18 protein-coding genes are annotated in these 18,567 nt (G+C 40.8%); 8 read left to right on the forward strand and 10 right to left on the reverse strand.

The genetic code is table 11. The features are described from left to right. Positions 1-150: 150 nt before the first annotated feature. Both guaD and E0H77_RS13045 read right to left on the reverse strand, forming a co-directional pair. Complete coding sequence (gene guaD, locus E0H77_RS13040; protein ID WP_131378609.1) at positions 151-1,464, reverse strand: guanine deaminase; 1,314 nt, start codon at positions 1,462-1,464, stop codon at positions 151-153. Between the two features lie 204 nt (positions 1,465-1,668). Further along, positions 1,669-2,628, reverse strand: coding sequence for a TerC family protein (locus E0H77_RS13045; RefSeq protein WP_131378611.1), 960 nt, complete (start codon positions 2,626-2,628; stop codon positions 1,669-1,671). A gap of 343 nt (positions 2,629-2,971) precedes the next feature. Here E0H77_RS13045 and E0H77_RS13050 point away from each other — a divergent pair, with 343 nt between their 5' ends. Then, a complete protein-coding gene (locus tag E0H77_RS13050) occupies positions 2,972-3,493 on the forward strand; it encodes a DUF1543 domain-containing protein (protein ID WP_131378613.1) in 522 nt (173 codons plus the stop codon). Positions 3,494-3,643: 150 nt separating this feature from the next. On the opposite strand, the gene E0H77_RS13055 is transcribed toward E0H77_RS13050, so the two are convergent. From E0H77_RS13055 to E0H77_RS13065, 3 genes are all read right to left on the reverse strand, one after another. Further along, the gene (locus E0H77_RS13055; RefSeq protein WP_171478354.1) at positions 3,644-4,240 is read right to left on the reverse strand and encodes a phosphatase PAP2 family protein; all 597 of its coding nucleotides are present in this window, start codon (positions 4,238-4,240) and stop codon (positions 3,644-3,646) included. A 178-nt stretch (positions 4,241-4,418) separates the two neighbouring features. Continuing rightward, positions 4,419-5,786, reverse strand: coding sequence for a UDP-N-acetylmuramate:L-alanyl-gamma-D-glutamyl-meso-diaminopimelate ligase (mpl, locus tag E0H77_RS13060; RefSeq protein ID WP_131378617.1), 1,368 nt, complete (start codon positions 5,784-5,786; stop codon positions 4,419-4,421). Between the two features lie 137 nt (positions 5,787-5,923). Next, positions 5,924-6,409: a phosphatase PAP2 family protein gene (locus tag E0H77_RS13065; protein WP_228127519.1), complete on the reverse strand. Its 486-nt coding sequence runs from the start codon at positions 6,407-6,409 to the stop codon at positions 5,924-5,926. Between the two features lie 263 nt (positions 6,410-6,672). On the opposite strand from E0H77_RS13065, the gene E0H77_RS13070 reads away from it, so the two are divergent. From E0H77_RS13070 to E0H77_RS13085, 4 genes are all read left to right on the forward strand, one after another. Beyond that, positions 6,673-7,017 carry a DMT family protein gene (locus E0H77_RS13070; protein WP_131315048.1) on the forward strand — a complete coding sequence of 115 codons (345 nt, stop codon included), beginning with the start codon at positions 6,673-6,675 and terminating at the stop codon, positions 7,015-7,017. A gap of 138 nt (positions 7,018-7,155) precedes the next feature. After that, positions 7,156-7,671, forward strand: a complete 516-nt coding sequence (gene purE, locus E0H77_RS13075; RefSeq protein ID WP_004749248.1) for a 5-(carboxyamino)imidazole ribonucleotide mutase — start codon at positions 7,156-7,158, stop codon at positions 7,669-7,671. A gap of 13 nt (positions 7,672-7,684) precedes the next feature. Continuing rightward, entirely contained in the window at positions 7,685-8,806 is a 1,122-nt protein-coding gene (locus tag E0H77_RS13080) for a 5-(carboxyamino)imidazole ribonucleotide synthase (RefSeq protein ID WP_131378621.1), read from the forward strand. Between the two features lie 529 nt (positions 8,807-9,335). Continuing rightward, positions 9,336-10,637, forward strand: coding sequence for a lytic murein transglycosylase (locus tag E0H77_RS13085; protein ID WP_131378623.1), 1,302 nt, complete (start codon positions 9,336-9,338; stop codon positions 10,635-10,637). 59 nt (positions 10,638-10,696) lie between these two features. On the opposite strand, the gene E0H77_RS13090 is transcribed toward E0H77_RS13085, so the two are convergent. The 5 genes from E0H77_RS13090 to grpE form a co-directional block, all read right to left on the reverse strand. Continuing rightward, the gene (locus E0H77_RS13090; RefSeq protein WP_205677643.1) at positions 10,697-11,071 is read right to left on the reverse strand and encodes a hypothetical protein; all 375 of its coding nucleotides are present in this window, start codon (positions 11,069-11,071) and stop codon (positions 10,697-10,699) included. Between the two features lie 66 nt (positions 11,072-11,137). Beyond that, positions 11,138-12,088, reverse strand: a complete 951-nt coding sequence (locus tag E0H77_RS13095; RefSeq protein WP_131378625.1) for a matrixin family metalloprotease — start codon at positions 12,086-12,088, stop codon at positions 11,138-11,140. A gap of 57 nt (positions 12,089-12,145) precedes the next feature. After that, positions 12,146-12,502 carry an aromatic acid exporter family protein gene (locus E0H77_RS13100; protein WP_228258340.1) on the reverse strand — a complete coding sequence of 119 codons (357 nt, stop codon included), beginning with the start codon at positions 12,500-12,502 and terminating at the stop codon, positions 12,146-12,148. A gap of 308 nt (positions 12,503-12,810) precedes the next feature. Further along, positions 12,811-14,760 (reverse strand): molecular chaperone DnaK, encoded by a 1,950-nt coding sequence (dnaK, locus tag E0H77_RS13105; RefSeq protein ID WP_131378627.1) that lies wholly within the window; start codon positions 14,758-14,760, stop codon positions 12,811-12,813. Positions 14,761-14,880: 120 nt separating this feature from the next. After that, on the reverse strand, positions 14,881-15,414 hold the full coding sequence (gene grpE / locus E0H77_RS13110; RefSeq protein ID WP_131378629.1) for a nucleotide exchange factor GrpE: 534 nt from the start codon (positions 15,412-15,414) through the stop codon (positions 14,881-14,883). A 652-nt stretch (positions 15,415-16,066) separates the two neighbouring features. Between grpE and E0H77_RS13115 the strand changes: the two genes are divergently transcribed. The 3 genes from E0H77_RS13115 to E0H77_RS13125 all read left to right on the forward strand — a co-directional run bounded on the left by E0H77_RS13115 (position 16,067) and on the right by E0H77_RS13125 (position 18,156). Beyond that, positions 16,067-16,303, forward strand: a complete 237-nt coding sequence (locus tag E0H77_RS13115) for a hypothetical protein (RefSeq protein ID WP_131378631.1) — start codon at positions 16,067-16,069, stop codon at positions 16,301-16,303. Positions 16,304-16,438: 135 nt separating this feature from the next. Further along, a complete protein-coding gene (locus E0H77_RS13120) occupies positions 16,439-17,491 on the forward strand; it encodes an alpha/beta hydrolase (protein WP_131378633.1) in 1,053 nt (350 codons plus the stop codon). A 98-nt stretch (positions 17,492-17,589) separates the two neighbouring features. Then, a complete protein-coding gene (locus tag E0H77_RS13125) occupies positions 17,590-18,156 on the forward strand; it encodes a peptidylprolyl isomerase (protein WP_131378635.1) in 567 nt (188 codons plus the stop codon). The last annotated feature ends 411 nt before the right edge of the window (positions 18,157-18,567 follow it).

An 18,567-nucleotide genomic window follows, 5' to 3' on the forward strand; every position in this document is an offset into this window, starting at 1 on the left:
GTGTTGACCTGCAACACCTCGAATTCATGAGTTAATACTAAAATTTTAAAACAATTTCATGTTTCCTGCATCTGTTCTTGCCCAACAAAATGTACGAATCAGGTTTTTTGAGCTGATTTTATTCAAAATTTTACTGAAAAAAATCCAATTTTATTTGCTAAATTTACGCTGCCCGTACACGTAAGTTGCATAGACATTGCGGTCATCTCCCATGGTAAAGAGCGCAAATAAGCTGTCTTCAATCGATTTGGCACGTGACTGGCGCAGGCTTTGTAACGCTGTAGCATTTAAGTCGAGTACCACAAAATCAGCTTCTTTACCGACGTTAAAATTGCCCAATTTATCGTGTAAATCCAGTGCTTTTGCCCCGCCCAGTGTCGCATGATAGAGTGACTCAAAGGCTGAAAGCTTGTTGCCTTGTAGCTGCTGAACTTTGTAGGCTTCATTCAGTGTTTGTAGCTGATTGAACGATGTCCCTGCACCAATGTCTGTGCCTAGCCCGACTTTAACTTGTTTTTCCCATGTCTTGTTGAGTGGGAATAAGCCACTGCCTAAGAACAGGTTCGAGGTTGGACAAAAGGCGATCGCAGAGTTGGTCTTGTGCATGCAGTCCCATTCTTCATCTTCCAGATGTACGCAATGCGCAAACACCGAACGCTGACCTGTCAGTCCATAATGATGATAAACATCCAGATACCCCAGACGTTCAGGGAACAGCGATTTTACCCATGCGATTTCATCTTTGTTTTCACTCAAATGTGTATGGACATAGACGTCAGGGAATTCCTGTTTTAACTGCCCTGCTTTTTCCAGTTGTTCTGGTGTTGACGTTGGTGCAAAGCGTGGCGTAATCGCATATAGCGCACGCCCCTGCCCATGCCATTTCTCGATTAAGGCTTTGGAGTCCTGATAACTACTATCTGCGGTATCGCACAGATCTTCAGGTGCATGGCGATCCATCATCACCTTGCCTGCAATCAGGCGCATATTAAAATTGGCAGCTGCCTCAAACAAAGCATTGACTGATTCGGGATGCACGGTACAAAAAACCAGTGCTGTGGTTGTTCCATTTTTAAGTAATTCTTGAATAAAGAAATGCGCAATATGCTCAGCATAATTACGATCTTTAAACTGTAGTTCGGTTGGGAATGTATAGGTATTGAGCCAGCTCAAAAGCTGTTCGCCGTATGCACCGACCATTTCGGTTTGTGGATAATGAATGTGAGTGTCAATAAAGCCTGGCACAATTAATTGCTCAGGATAATGCTGAATTTCGACCTGTTCAGGTAAGTATGCTTGGGCATCTTGCCACGCGCCAAACCATTTAATTTTTCCATGCTCGCTGATCAGCACGGCATCTTCTAGATAACGGACTTGTTCAGCAATTTCAGATGGGTGTTGAACCAGTTGTTGGATATCTAAGAAACGACCACGAATGACGCTGATAGGAGAACAATTTGACATGGAAAACCTGCTTTTTACTTTTTTCGAGTGATTGTAACGCATTTGTACAATAACTTGAAAACCTGATTATAGTATCATCAAAAATGGGGATTGTTACTGCCCAGAAAATTTGGCTTTTAAACTTTTTATTTAAGCAAAAATTGTTCCATTTCAAACAGATTTATGGGGCAATAAGATGAAATTCACCTAATCGCCCGATTAAAATTAAGAGTCTACTTTGATCTGTTTCTCATGACGTAGTGATAGTAATGCGGTGATTGCGAGCACTAAAACGATAAAACCCAGTGAAACCCAGATCGGTAAGTGTATTACATCGAGTAGCAGCATTTTGCCCCCGATAAATAACAGGATAATCCCCAAGCCGTAGGGCAAATAATGCATTTTCTCTGCTGCACCTGCCAAAAGGAAAAACATGGCGCGTAAACCCAAAATTGCCATCAGGTTAGCACTCAGGACAATAAACGGATCGCTGGTGACGGCGAAAATTGCAGGAATGGAATCGACTGCAAAAATCACATCGGAAAACTCAACCAGAATCAGTACCACAAATAATGGCGTGATCCAGCGTTTGCCTTGCTCATAAACCACAAAGTGATTGTCACGTAGCGTTGAGGTAATTGGGACATGCTTGCGTAGCCACTTGAGTAAGCGTATGTCTTCAATGTTGGCATCTTCATCTTGCCCTTTGAGGAATTTAAAGCCTGTATAGACCAAGAGCGCACCAAAGATATAGAGAATCCATGCAAACTCTTGCACCAGCCACGCACCAATAAAAATAAATACAGTACGCAATACAATCGCACCCAGTACGCCGTAGAGCAGTACTTTGCGTTGCAGTGTCGGTGGAATGGCAAATGCCGAGAAAATCATTAACCAGACAAAGACGTTGTCAATCGCGAGTGATTTTTCCAGTAAGTAACCTGAAAGGTATTCCAGAGTTTTTTGATTGGCAATCGCGACAGAAGTGGTCTGTTCTAAGTACAGCCATAATCCGCCTGCAAACAGCATGGCCACCGACACCCATGCGATACTCCAGTAGGCTGCCTGCCTGAGAGGAACATGGTCAGATTTGTTGTTTTTAAAGCCGATAAAATCAATCATCAGCATGATGGCCACAATGCCAAAGAACGCCAGATAGAGTCCGAGACTGCCAATAGATTGCATGAGTTATTCTCCTCATATCTGGCAACCATCTCGTTTTTTTACATAAAAAAACCTTGACCTGCTGCCAGATGAAAAAACATCTGTGTCAACATGATCAAGGTCTTGCCTACACCATGCAGAACATGGTGCTCAGATACCGACTTTTTGCAAAGTGTATTGACGATACCTGACACGTAACATTTTGCTATGATGCAAGTGCTACGTTTGGAGGAGGCTACTCCCCTTGTCAAACTTAATTTTGCATTAGGAATCGAGTTTTACTCATCCTAATGTTTGAGTAGCATGCCATAGTTTTTCTCGATGTGCAATTTGTACGCAGCATCGAAATGTAAGGGGTGAGATCATGACAGAACAACAATTATTTATTGTGTTGCTGGGTGGAAAGCACTCACAGGCACGCGTCGAAGTCCATGATATTATCCCCGTGATTTATCCCCAGCTTGAAAAAAGTTATCCACAGTTGAAGCAACGCTGGTTTGGTGTACCTCAGGGTTTGCATATTGATGCATGGATGTGTATTCGTGGGGTGCAGTACCAAGGGGTGAATTATCGGGTTGAAATCGTCCCTTACTCTAAGCCGATGCGTAGCCAGTTAAAGCTGTATCTCATCAATCTCGGCGCGTACCTGACAGGTGAATTTGGCGAATTTCATCGCTATGTGGTGGTCGCGGGGATGAGCCCTGCCGATGCCCGACAGCAAGGCAAATTACACATTGAACAGCACTGGCATAAAGCCCATACTGATGCCGTGATTGATATTGATGAATGTCTGACTTTAGATTTAATTGATGGCTATGCCGTGCATTTGGTACAGGGTAATTTCAAAGAGAATCATTTTGAAAATACCTATATTGTTTTAAATTGAAATCTTTCAATAAACTGTCATACGACTGAAATGATTTTGTCATTTTGATATTTTAGATTAAAAAGAAAAAATCCAGAAAAAAGCAAGGCGCTGATTGGGAGAGTCAGTGCCTTGCTTTTTTATTTTGAAAACCTTGAAGGATGCATCAGGTTATTTCACCCAGCCTCGTGTGAGCAATGGTTTGCAGACAATTTGGTAGAGTTGGGTAATGAACTGTAGGATGCGTTCTCCAAGAATTTTCCATAACCAAATTCCAAAAATATTGACCATGAGTGCAATACAAAATGCACCGAGCATATCCATTGGAAAATGCACACCTAAATACACTCGTGACCATGCTACTAAAGCGGCCAGTACTAACAATAAACTGCCCGCAAACTTTCGCCCAGAAAACCAGTAGGATAATGCAATGGTGCTAAAAATCAGCATGTGATCACTTGGAAAAGACGCATCTGGTGCATGCTGAATAAAAGTATGCCCAACGCCGATCATGAAGGGTCTTGGATGGAAGTAAATCTGGGAAATAATAAAGCCAGTGCCGAGTGCAATTGCCGTAAAAAATACAGCTTTAAAGGCACGCTCTTTGAGCGCTTGATCACCTAAAAACCATAAAAACAGTAAAAATAAAATGAGTAAATAAAACGTGTCGTTGGCAATAAAAATCGCCAGATCAATCATGGCATTGCTGGCATGTTGTGGTGCATTGATTTTCGCGAACCACGCTAAATTGAGCGCTTCTAGAGACATGCTCATATATCAGGCCTCGAATTAAAGTGCGCTATGATAAAGACATGACCTTAAGAGAAAGAAATAGAAAAGTTACAGTTTTGTAATTTTTAATTATTATTCACTACGTATAGATTTGATGGCTAATCAGTCAAAAGCAGCATCTTGAGATCCTGCTTTTGACTCAAAATATTGTAGATTATTTGGCTTTTAAAGCCGCAATCAGTTTTTGATGTAAACCACCAAAACCGCCATTTGACATAATGACCACTGCATCGCCCTCACCTGCTTGCTCACAAATCGTAGCAATGATTTGCTCTAAAGATCGTGCAACGACAGCATGGTTTGGTGCAGCATCCACTACGGGCTGTAAATCCCAGTCCAGACCTTCAGGTTGATACCAAATCACTGCATCGGCTAAGCGTGCCGACTGAGCCAGTTGATCTTTATGACTGCCCATACGCATGGTATTAGAACGCGGTTCAATAATTGCCCAAAGTTTACGTTCACCTAAGCGCTTGCGTGCGCCGTCTAGTGTGGTTTCAATCGCTGTTGGGTGATGAGCAAAGTCATCATAAACTTCGATGCCATGTACCGTATCGAGTAATTCCATACGGCGCTTGACCCCGCCAAAACAAGACAATGCTGCACAGGCTTGTTCAATCGAGACACCGACATGTTCCGCAGCAGCAATGGTGGCTAAAGCATTGGCAACACTATGCTGTCCTGTCATGTTCCATTGTACTTCAGCTTTCAATTCACCATGTTGCAGCACTTTAAAATGACTACCATCGGCTGAAATCAGTTCGGCAGAAAGTTCGGCTTGCTCATTGGCTGCAAGGCTGGTACGTACCACAGGTGTCCAGCAGCCCATGTCCAGTACAGTATCAATATTGGTTTCAGTGATTGGCGCAATGATACGCCCTTCACTTGGAATGGTACGGACTAAGTGATGGAACTGTTTTTGAATCGCGGCCAAATCATCAAAAATATCGGCATGGTCAAATTCAAGGTTATTCAAAATTGCAGTTTTTGGGTGGTAATGTACGAACTTGGAACGCTTGTCGAAAAATGCCGAATCGTATTCATCGGCTTCGACACAGAAGTATTTGCCACCGCCCAGACGCGCACTTTGACTAAAACCTAACGGCACACCACCAATCAGGAAACCTGGATTTAAACCTGCCTGATCCAGCACCCACGCCAGCATGGTCGTGGTGGTGGTTTTACCATGAGTCCCTGCAACACCGAGGACATGTTTGCCTTGCAATACATGATCTGCTAGAAACTGTGGACCTGAAATATACGGTAAGCCTGCATTGAGCATGTATTCAACGGCATCAATACCGCGTTTCATGGCATTGCCCACGATCACCAAGTCAGGATGTGGCTGTAAATGACTATGGTCATAGCCTTGCATTAAAGTAATGCCTGCATTTTCCAGTTGAGTTGACATCGGCGGGTAAACATTTTGGTCTGACCCTGTAACGGTATGCCCAAGATCCCGGGCTAAAAGTGCCAATGACCCCATAAAAGTGCCGCAAATACCCAAAATATGCAGATGCATAACTCGCCTACTCCACTGTTTCCGATATGCTGAATCGTGTGTTTATTTGAAATTATTGGCAACCATAGCAAGGCTGTATTTGAAAAGATAGTCAAAAAACGTGAGAACTTGTATGGGTTTGCCATGAGGATTGGACTTTAACCAATCCAGCGAGGATATTTTTTGAGAGCCTGATACGCTACAAAATTTAAGCCCAGTGCGATCAGCAATGCACCCAAAATATCAAAGGGAAAATGCACACCTAGATAAATTCGTGACCAACCAACGGCGAGTGCTGCCAGCAACAAGCCACAGCCAATCCAGAATTTGGATGAAAAACAATAAGCAAAGGCAATCGTGCTCATCACCAGCATATGGCTACTTGGAAATGAGTTGTTATTCGAATGTTTGATGTGGTTTTGACTTAAACCAAGCGTAAATGGGCGCGGAAAATCAAAAGTATGATCAAAGATATAATTTAAAAGAGAGGCACAAAGGGTCAATACGAGCGCTTTAAGAAAGAGTATAGGATAGCTTTTTCTAAGTGCCATACTAAACAGCAAAATGACCGCTAAAATTGTGGTGAGATAATGCGAGAAAAATAAGGCCGCGCTTAAAGCAAATTCGGAATGACGTCCTGTCATATAAATCATTTTAAATAAATCATAATTAAGCTGTGTCAGGTTCAACATTTTTCGGCAATGACCCAATAAATTTTCTGTGTGCATTTTAAGGGATTTATCAGTGTGATGCTTTAAACAAAAATCCTATAAAGATCTTTCTTATATAACATGCTGATTTTAATATTTTTAAATGTACTTCAAATGTCTTGATGCACTGAGAAATCATGACATGATTTTTGTAACGCTATAATATAAACCAAAACCGTTTATGTGGAATTGACATTTTGGCTACGCCCTTACCTTTTATTTTGCTGATTATTTCCAACTGTTTTATGACGTTGGCATGGTATGGGCATTTGAAGTTTTTACATGGTGCTCCGCTTTGGAAAGCCATTTTATTTGGTTGGTGTATTGCCTTCCTCGAATACAGTTTCATGGTTCCTGCCACGCGCTTATTTGCCCAGCAAGGCTTTAGCATGGGGGAAATGAAAATTACCCAAGAAGTGGTGACTTTATTGGTGTTTGTGCCCTTCATGCTGTTTTTATTTAAACAACCTTTCAAACTGGATTATCTATGGGCTGGATGTTGCCTGCTGGGCTGTGTGTATTTTGTGTTTCGTAGTCAATAATCTGGAAATTCGTAGTGAAGCGATGAGTATTTTTGGAGAGGATGAAAAAAACCGCTATACTAGAGTGCCCTAATATTTATGCAATGCACTTCTTGGCTTTGCTAAGCGCATTGATCTACTTACGCTTTGGAAATATCAATGAATACGGTCGCAGCTCCAGACGCTCAACCTTTAGTCGGAATTATTATGGGTTCTCAATCTGATTGGGCAACCTTAGAACACACTGCCAATATGCTGAAACAGCTTGGTGTCCCTTTTGAAGCTGAAGTGGTTTCTGCACACCGTACTCCAGACCGTTTGTTTGAATATGCTGAAACCGCGCGCGAACGTGGTATTCAAGTGATTATTGCAGGTGCTGGCGGCGCAGCGCATTTACCAGGTATGTGTGCGGCCAAAACTGACCTACCCGTTTTAGGTGTTCCTGTAAAATCATCGATTTTAAATGGTGTTGATTCACTACTTTCAATTGTACAAATGCCAGCAGGCATTGCGGTAGGTACTTTGGCGATTGGTCCTGCAGGTGCAACCAATGCTGCGATTATGGCAGCACAAATTTTAGGTTTGACACGTGCTGACATCGCTAAAAATGTCGCAGATTTCCGTGAAGCACAAACTGCTAAAGTTGCCAACAACAACATTCCAGGTCAGGTATAAACGAGATTTGAGCATGAACAAAACCATCGGAATTTTTGGTGGTGGTCAATTGGGTCGTATGATGGCTCAAGCTGCGTTACCACTAAATATCCAATGTACTTTCTTTGAAGCCAGTACCGATTGCCCATCTGCTGTATTGGGTCAGGTAATTTCAAGTCAGGCAGAAAACGGTTTGCAGCAATTTATTGACAGTGCAGATGTTTTTAGTCTGGAATTTGAAAATACCCCATTAGCTGATGTTGATGTCTTGACGCAAAGCAAGCAATTGCATCCACCGCGTCAGGCATTAGCAATTGCACAAAACCGTTTGCTTGAAAAAGCCTTGTTTGATCAGTTGGATATTCCAGTTGCACCTTATCGTGCAGTGGATAGCCTTGAAACCCTGAAACAGGCAGTTGCTGATCTGGGTTTGCCAATTGTCTTGAAAACTGCCACAGGCGGTTATGATGGTAAAGGTCAGTTTGTCCTGCGCTCTGAAGATCAGATCGATACGGCATGGGCAGAACTCGGCCCTGCAAAAAGCCTGATCGCTGAAAGCTTTGTGAAATTCTCGCGCGAAGTCTCAATTATTGCAGTACGTGGGCAAAATGGCGAAGTAAGAACTTGGGCACTGGCAGAAAACCATCACCACAATGGGATTTTGTCACATTCGATTGTGCCTGCGCCAAATAGTGCAGATTTGCAGCCTGTGGCACAGGACTACATTACTCGTTTGCTCAATCATTTGAATTATGTCGGTGTGCTGACACTTGAACTGTTCGTGACAGAACAAGGTCTATATGCCAATGAAATGGCGCCACGTGTGCATAACTCAGGACACTGGTCGATTGAGGGTGCAGTCTGCTCACAGTTTGAAAACCACATTCGTGCAGTTGCAGGTTTGCCACTCGGTTCAACCGATGTCGTGCGCCCAACGGTCATGATTAACATCATTGGGCAACATCCAAAAACCGAAGATGTGTTGGTATTAGACGGTGCGCATTTGCACTTGTATAACAAAACCGAACGTCAAGGTCGTAAGCTTGGACACATTACGTTAATGCCAGTCGATGTAGCACAATTAACGACTTTATGTCGCCAATTGGCGAAAATTCTGCCTGAACCATTGGCATTGACTCAAGATATGAACATCTGAAGCTAGATTGTTGTTAAAAAAAGCGTTTGTCTCTACAAGCGCTTTTTTTTTGGCAATTTCTCAGGCAAGATAGCCGCCGTTTTAAATTCAAAATGATTGAGGTTGTGGATAAGTTGATACACTGGAAAATTAAATTTGAATTTAAAACTTTTGAATTTAAAAAAATGTGGTTTTGAATTTAAATTTAAAAAATGAATTCAAAAAATTCATCATTGAACTAACCCAATATGTAAAACAATAAATTTCCAAAATAAAATTAATTTTATCTTTAAAAAAACAAATATTTATTATGTTATTATGGATAAGTTAAAAGATATCCACATTCTCGTTTTATGAATTTAATCCCCATTTTGTGATTTAGAAATGAATTTATTTTTTGAATTTAAAACCTTTGAATTTAAATTCAAAGTAATGAAATACAGTTAAATTGCGAGTATTTGTACATTTGAATTTAAATTGCATCGTCATTTTTTGGGGATAGTGGTATGTTAGGGCGATAATTTGAATTCAAAATGGCGAGCAAGATCATATGCGACGTTTTTCTTTTCTTGTCGGTAGTCTTTTTCTAGCAACAACTCATACTCAGGCAGAATTAATCATTAATGGTATGAGTGATACAGGCAAGAGTAACAACACAACAATCATCAGTAATTCTCCACCAGATACTTTTGGGCAAGATCAATTTCAGCAATGCTTGGCAAACTTGCGTTCTCAAGCCCAAGCATCGGGCGTGAGTGCTGAAACTTATAATCACTACACCCAGCACTTAACACCTGATCGTTCCGTATTAGAAAAACTCAATTACCAACCAGAATTTTCAACTCCGATTTGGGATTATTTGTCTGGGTTGGTGGATGATGAACGTGTCAAACAAGGGCAGCAGAAAATTGCTCAGTATCATGATGTACTTAATCGTGCTTCACAAGTGTATGGTGTGCCTGTTGAAACCATTGTGGCAGTGTGGGGTGTGGAAAGTAATTATGGGGATATTTCAGGGAAATATCCGCTCTTACAGGCATTAGGAACTTTAAGCTGTGAAGGGCGCCGTCAAAGTTATTTTCGTGGTGAGTTTTTTGCTGCCATGCGCATCTTGCAACGTGGCGATTTAACCCTAGATCAGTTAAAAGGTTCATGGGCAGGGGCTTTTGGGCATACCCAGTTTATGCCTTTGACCTATGAGCGTTTAGCGGTCGATTTTGATGGGGATGGTCGCCGTGATCTGGTATCGAGTGTGCCTGATGCTTTGGCATCTACAGCCAATTTCTTGAAAAAAGCAGGCTGGCAAACGGGCTTGCCATGGGGCTTTGAAGTCAAATTACCAGCAGGGATGTCGATTGCAGGTGAAAGTCGACGCAATAAAAAACCACTGAGTTATTGGCTTTCACGAGGTTTAGTACGTGCAGATGGTTCCGCGCTGATTCAAGGTAATTTAACAGAAACAATATCTGCAGGTTTAATGGCACCAGCAGGTGCAAATGGTCCAGTATTTTTAGTCTTTAAAAATTTTGATGCAATTTATGGCTATAACGCTGCGGAAAGTTATGCCTTGGCAATTGCGCATTTATCGGATCGTTTACAAGGGCGGGGCGAATTTAAAACGGCTTGGCCAACCGATGATGCAGGCACATCACGTGCAGAGCGCCGTGAAATTCAGCAGATTCTTTTGAGTAAGGGTTATGATATTGGTGAAGCAGATGGTTTGATTGGGGATAAAACCCGTCAGGCGATTCAGCAGGAACAACAGCGTTTGGGCTTTGCAGCCACAGGGCGGGCAGGGCAAAAAATTCTGCAAGCACTGCGCCAACGACAAGCTTTTAAAATGATGCAATAATTAAAACGAATAAATATTAAAAAAGGTCTGAATGCTCAGACCTTTTTTAACAATGTTCCTTAAAAACTCTCACGGTCAATTTTGACCGCATCGAGAACGTCAAAAATCACTTTGGTCACATCTTGACTTAGTTCGCGATCGTTAAAAATTTCATGGGCGGTAATCGTCACGTCAGTATCGCTTGGTAATTCTTTTTGTTCTTCTTCAATCAGGTATTCAATCGGCATTTTGGTCTGCTTAATTTCAAGATGCAGAATATCGTTAAATGGAATATTTTCATCCTCAAATTCAATCATTTGTTTATTGAAATAGGGAAGCAATAGCCCATGTAGATAGGGGGTAAGCTCTTCAATATTAAAGATTTCGATATCACGTGTTTCTTCGATTGTACTGATGTGATCATTCACTTCAACAATAATATGATAATAACTCACGCCGATCTCCATCGAATTTAAGGTATTTCGCATAACCATAGCATGAAATTGGCTTGCATCATGGAGTTATAGGTTGAATTTATTTAAAAACTTTTTCCAAGAGGAATTTTGTTGTAATAACAGGCGATCATCTGTGGTTAGTTGAAACTCATGCATATTTTGATCTTTTAATATAGGGTACATCAAGGCATGTGAATTGGCTTCGGTATGGGCCAAACCTAAGGCGTGTCCTAATTCATGTGCAATTACCAAACGTAAATCATCCTGATTTTCAAATTCATAAATATTAATGCTGCGTCCATTAAAAAGCCCTTTATCAAAGGCGCGTGCTGCATAGATCTGATTATAAGTCTGGATAGACTGGTTAATCTGTCGCGCGGTTTGATTGTAGTTTTGCACCTGATTATTCGACTGTTGCACCAGTTGATTATATTGTGCCACTGATTGATTCAGTTCGGCTTTGCGTTGTTCAAGATGCTGTTTCTGATGGTCAAATTGTTGTTTTAGTTCAAGGTTCGCACCGCCATGCGTATTGACCATTTCCACGATAGAATTGTACTGATTGAGTTCATGCTGAAAGGCATTTTGCTTGAGCTGAATGGCTTGCTGCGCACGTAAAATTTCAGTTTTATGATCATCAATTTGTTGCTGCTGCTGTTGTTGCTGGTTTTGAGTATACGCAATCTGTTGCAGCTCACTGAGGCGCTGTGTGGTATTGATCTGACGCTGATCATAAATCAAGTTAATTTGCAGACGAGCATGGGGATCATAAACCAGCCAATCTTGTCCTGTACCCCGTTGCCAGATACGGGCTGCCTGCTCGGCAAGTTGTTGTAATTCACTGTGGGATAATTCAAAGCGCGGATCAACTTCACCAATCCGATAATGTAAGCGCGTATCAAAAGGATGAAAAATTTGAGTTGAAATTGGATTCAGCCTGACTTGTGGATATTGCATGTGTTGATAGAGTAATAGCACAACCCAAAAAGCAATCAGCAGTACACTTCCTGTTTTCATGGTCTATTTGTTCCTATTGATTTTATTTTGCGCTTAAACAAATTGACTTTATTATGCTCAATTTTGGTTTTTATAAAATAGCCATTTTTGTTCAATCTGGCGGCTAATCAGATCAACCAGGTAAGCAATCAAACATCCAATAATACAAAAGAAAATTCGCGATAATGCACCTTCAATCGTGTGATGTGCCACATCATAAATGGTCACGATTAAAAAACTCGACAAGGCAATCCCACAATATTCGCTGTGATTGAGCATGATGCAGAGCAGGGTGGTCACAAAAATACCCAAGATCAAAAACCAGTATTCAAGATTAATATAATACAAATGTGCTGAAACATGGCTCATAAGCATCCAGATCACGATTCCGATCACAGAGCCGATAACATTGCCAATAATCTGGTTGAAGTTCACTTTGCTTTGGCGACTAAACTATAAAGTTGAAAAAGCGGTGAGTGATGCCCAAACAAAAAAATTACTGGTTTTATCTTTATCAAAAATGATGGAGAGTAGGGTAATAATAACAGCACAGCTCAAAATCTTACTGATATATATCACTTTCTCAGACTGGAGCAGTAGCATCATTCTCATGTAAAGCAGACTGGAGATTTAAGTGTTGAGCATTATAAACAGACGATGTTATAAAATCTGTACTTGTTTGAGCACAATGTTGACATAAAAAAACCGCGCTTGCGCGCGGTCTTTTTAGTTAAAGCGACAAATTATTTTTTGTCATCTTTTACTTCAGTGAATTCAGCATCAACAACGCCATCATCAGCTTTTTGTTGTTGTCCACCTGCATGACCACCTTGGAATGCATTTGGATCAAAACCTTGCGCACCGCCTTCTGCACCTTGTGCTTGTTCATAAGCACGTTGTGTGATTGGCATCAAGATGTTTTGAAGTGCTTCAGTTTTCGCTTTGATCACTTCAACATCATTTTCTTTGGTGGCTGCTTCAAGTTCAGAAACCGCTGTAGCAACTGCTGTTTTTTCATCTTCAGTGACTTTATCACCCAAATCTTTTACAGCTTTGTTTGAGCTTGCAACTAGAGCATCAGCTTCGTTACGTGCTTTCGCTAACTCTTCAAACTTGCGGTCTTCCTCAGCATTTGCTTCAGCATCTTTAATCATGGCTTCGATTTCGGCATCAGACAAACCAGAGTTGGCTTTAATCTGGATAGATTGCTCTTTACCAGTGCTCTTGTCTTTTGCAGAAACTTTCAAGATACCGTCAGCGTTAATGTCGAACGATACTTCAATTTGTGGCACACCACGTGGCGCAGGAGGGATGTCACCCAACTGGAAGTTGCCAAGCAATTTGTTTTGCTGTGCAATTTTACGCTCACCTTGGTAAACTGAAATATCTACTGCAGGTTGGTTGTCCGCAGCGGTAGAGAATACTTGAGATTTCTTCGCAGGAATCGTGGTGTTTTTCTCAATGATTGGAGTCAACACGCCGCCCATAGTTTCGATACCAAGTGTCAATGGAGTCACGTCAAGAAGCAATACGTCAGTTTTATCACCAGACAATACCGCACCTTGGATCGCTGCACCAATTGCAACAGCTTCATCAGGGTTTACATCTTTACGTGGTTCTTTACCAAAAAATTCTTGGACTTTTTGTTGAACCATTGGCATACGTGTTTGACCACCGACCAATATCACGTCAGAAATGTCAGAAGTTGATAAGCCTGCATCTTTTAGTGCAACGCGACATGGTTCAATGGTACGTGCAACCAAATCACCAACCAGTGCTTCAAGTTTCGCACGAGTCACGTTAATCACTAAGTGTTTAGGACCGGTGGCATCTGCTGTGATATATGGCAGGTTGATTTCAGTTGCGTTAGAAGAAGAAAGTTCGATTTTCGCTTTTTCTGCTGCTTCTTTTAAACGTTGTAACGCAAGTGGGTCATTTTTCAAGTTCACACTTTGTTCTTTCTTGAACTCTTCAACCAAGAATTCAATTAACGCGTTATCAAAGTCTTCACCACCAAGGAAGGTGTCACCATTGGTTGACAATACTTCGATTTGTTGGTCGCCATCAAGGTCAGCGATTTCAATGATTGATACGTCGAATGTACCACCACCCAAGTCGTAAACTGCAATTTTACGGTCGCCTTCTTTTTTGTCCATACCGAACGCAAGCGCTGCAGCTGTTGGCTCGTTGATGATACGTTTAACATCAAGACCTGCAATTTTACCAGCATCTTTAGTGGCTTGACGCTGTGCATCATTGAAGTATGCAGGAACAGTGATGACTGCTTCAGTCACTGTTTCACCCAAGTAGTCTTCTGCAGTTTTCTTCATCTTTTTCAAGATTTCAGCAGAGATCTGTTGAGGTGCTAGTTTCTTGTCGTTGACTTCAACCCAAGCATCGCCATTGTCTGCTTTGATGATTTTGTAAGGGACAAGACCGATGTCTTTTTGCACTGCTTGATCTTCATAACGACGACCAATTAAACGCTTAATCGCGAATAATGTGTTTTTCGGGTTAGTCACTGCTTGGCGTTTTGCAGATTGACCGACCAAGATTTCGCCATCTTTGTACGCAATAATCGATGGGGTTGTGCGCGTACCTTCAGCGTTTTCAATAACTTTTACTTTGTCGCCTTCAAGTACTGCAACACATGAGTTGGTTGTACCCAAGTCAATACCAATGATTTTAGCCATTTATGTGTTCCTCAAAAATTTTTTTGCAATTGTTTATGCTTGTTATTCGATATGAGAGTGAATCCATTTTTTTCAAGCAATTTTTGTGAAAAAAATTGGAAAACCCTCCAAATTGTAGGCTTATTGACCAACTGTGACCATTGCAGGGCGCAATAGACGACCAGAAAGGGTGTAGCCTTTTTGCAACACATTGCCAATTTCACCCGCTTTGGCATTTGGATCGATTCCCACCGCTTGGTGTAAGTCAGCGTTGAATCCGTTTGCAGTATCAACAGCCAAGACTTCAAATTTCTCAAGTGCGTGGGTGAGTGATTTTAATGTCAGCTTAACCCCTTCAAGAAGCGGACTTTCTTCATCACCTGCCGCCTGAATTGCGCGTTCTAGGTTATCGACAGAATCAAGCAAACTTTTTGCAAATTTTTCAACAGCAAATTTTTTCGCTGCATCTGCTTCGCGTTCAACCCGTTCCTTGACTTTTTCTGCTTCATATACGGCATTGGCAGCACGCGCTTTTTCAAGTTTCAAACTTTCTTCAAGTTTTGTAATCTGAGCTGTTAAATCTTCAACGGTTGTTTCTGCATTTGATTGTGCTTCAGCTTGTTCAAGTTGTTCTTGCTCTAGGTCTTGAGTTTGGTCATTGTGCTCATTCGCCATTGATGATCTCCGCTTAAAAAGGTTTTTAAACATGTACAGTCCTTCGGCATCAGTGGTGCAACTGCATAAATTCTGAACTGCCATGGTTTGGGTTTTCTTTTGCTGTTAGAGAAATATGGGCTGTACAGGAAAATTCAAGCACCCAGTTTGATTTAAAGCTTTTAATTTTACAGGTTGAGGAAAAACGACAGGTTTCTTATCTATTCTTTTAATTAATTATTATCTTGTGGATCGTACTGATGCTGTCAGTATCTGAAGCGAGAGAATGGCATCATAGAAACAGAGTGTAGTGACAACTTTTGGATCAATATAAAACCCGTCATTATGTGGAAATTATTCTAAAAAACTGTTAACCCTATGTTGTCTTTTTATAAAAGTGCATTTGAAAACATCAAAGCTTGAAACTGGAGTTTGTAATGCCGAATCCTGTTAAATATGAATGTGGTAATCCTGCACTTTAGATGTGCCAATACTCAGTTACAATGTAGCGAAGTCGCGGCTAAATAACATAAGCGACCAATAACTATATAAGGTTATTAAAAAAACATAGCATTTAAAGCGTATTTTCCATTTTTAAACTTCGCCATGATGCAACAGCTCGTTTGCGAGTTGTTCTTTTGAAGTTTTTTAATTTAAAAATACGAGAGTGATTATGAAAAAATTAGCAGTATTCTCATTAACCGCTGCAGGGTTTGCATTTTCAGCTGTTGGTTGTGCCTCACATGAAGTAAAACCAGATGCACCAACAACGACAGAAACGTCTTCAATGAATGCTTCAGCCGATAATCAAACACAGAGCCCAGCTGCTTCAGATTTAGCAAGTACGGACGCCAGTATGCAGCAAACATTAACTCCAGCGACCAATACACCTGCAACCAACGCACAATAATTCAATCATGCCGTAAAGCAAACGACACTTGATGAAAAAACATAAGATATGGATTGTGGCAGTATGCTGTGATCCATATCTTTTATGCTATAAAGATAATGATCTAAATAAAAAGAATTGGGTCGAGTGACTAGTATGTTGCATCATCTTTGGGAAAAAAGAACAGTGTTGCTTGCTCGCAGCCTGAGTTACACACCAAAACAATTACAACGCCGCTTGGTGGATTGGCTGAACTATCCTTACAGTTACCCAGAACTTGATCCTTTTTTACAATGCCTGATGGCATATCAATATCAACAAGGCTATCGGGGGTTGCTCACATCTAACATTGTGCAATCGCGCCAGAACTTTCAGCGCAGTATGGCAGAACTTATTTATAAGCCGACCGCATTACCTTTTGTACAAAATCTACAATTACAATTGCACTCAGGTTCACTCACAGCCCGACATTATCACCCCATGCCAAACAAACCATGCCCGATGATTGTGTTTTATCATGGGGGTGGCTTTATGCTGGGAGGTATGGATACACATGATGAAGCCTGTCGTCTGCTTGCTAAACATAGCCATTGTCAAATCTTAAGTATTGATTACCCTTTGGTACCCGACGTATCCGCGCAGCACCTGATAGCAGTATGTGAAGCTGCGTGGTGTTGGGTCTGGCAGAATCAGCAACAATTTAATATTGCGAAAAATGCGATTGCCATTGCAGGTGATAGCGCTGGTGGCAACATCAGTACCGTGATTTCTCAGCGGCTATGTCGACAAAAAATAGCACCTGTCGCCCAGCTTCTGATTTATCCTACGGTCGACTTTAAAAGTCGTTATCCTTCGTTCTTTCAATATAAGAAAGGATTACTGTTAACCGAATCTGATGTTGACAGCGTTACTGAGCACTATGTACTCCAAAATCATTTGGCTTTAGATGATCCTTTGGTTTCTCCAATTTATGGTGAACTTAAACAGCTGGCACCTGCTTTTATTGTCACGGCAGGACATGATGTTTTACATGATGAAGGGGAGTACTATGCACAGCTTTTGCATCATGCTGGTGTAAAAGTACAATATAAAAATTATCAGCATCAACCCCATGGTTTCATAAACTTGACCTCTGTTTCTGCTCAGGCTAAAAACAACCTGATAGAGACAGCCCAGTTATTTTATAAATTTTTAAAAGCTGTCATTTAAGTTTCACGTGGAACATCTATAAAAGAGATATAAAAGCAAAATAAACAGAACTCAATTAAACTCATGCAACTTTATATAATGAATTAAAGGTTGATGACATGAAGAAAATTACATTAGGTTTAGGATTACTTCTCACAGGGCAAATGGCCCTTGCAAATACATTTGTAGAAATGAAAACCAATGCAGGCAATATCGAAATAGAGCTTTTTGACCAGCAAGCACCGATTACGACCCAAAACTTTAAAAACTACGTTAAAACGAACTTTTATTCAGGCACATTATTTCATCGAGTAATTCCAGGATTCATGATTCAAGGTGGTGGTCTTAACGTACGTATGGCTGAGAAGTCAGGAAAACCCTCAATCAAAAATGAATCTTACAATGGTCTGAAAAATCTCCGTGGTACTTTGGCAATGGCACGTACCAATGATCCAGATTCAGCAACAAGCCAGTTTTTTATTAATACTGCAAACAATAAAGCATTAGATCGAAGTGCTTTTGATGCAGGTTATGCAGTTTTTGGCAAAGTGACAAAAGGTATGGATGTTGTAGATCGCATCTCCAAAATGCCTACTACAAATTATGGCATGCACCAAAATGTACCTGTTAAGCCGATTATTATTCAAAGTGTGCAGATAGTGAGCAAAACTGTGCAAAATAAATAAAACATAAATATGTTAAATATCAGTATCTTAAATTTTATGCTTGTGTAAAATAAATACACTCGATGCAGCATGCATAAAAATGCACTTGCGTGCTGCAAAAAATCACCTATAATGCACTCATCCCAACGCAATTGACGAAATAGATCTTCGCTCTAGGGTGAAAGATTTTGAAGTTGCGTTGTCTTTTTATTGACGAGATAAAAAGAAGATCATTAAGAGAATTGGAAGAACAACTTGTGTGGATTTTTATCAGTTGATCAGTCGAATATATATTTCATTGATTGAATTGGTAGAAATTTCTCGAAGTTTATTTGAGCGAATTTTTAGTCAGTAAGATTAATGAGCCAGATTTAGCACTTTTAGTAAAGTGCAATGATTTTAAACTGAAGAGTTTGATCATGGCTCAGATTG

The organism is Acinetobacter brisouioides (assembly GCF_004331075.1).
Taxonomy (GTDB): domain Bacteria; phylum Pseudomonadota; class Gammaproteobacteria; order Pseudomonadales; family Moraxellaceae; genus Acinetobacter.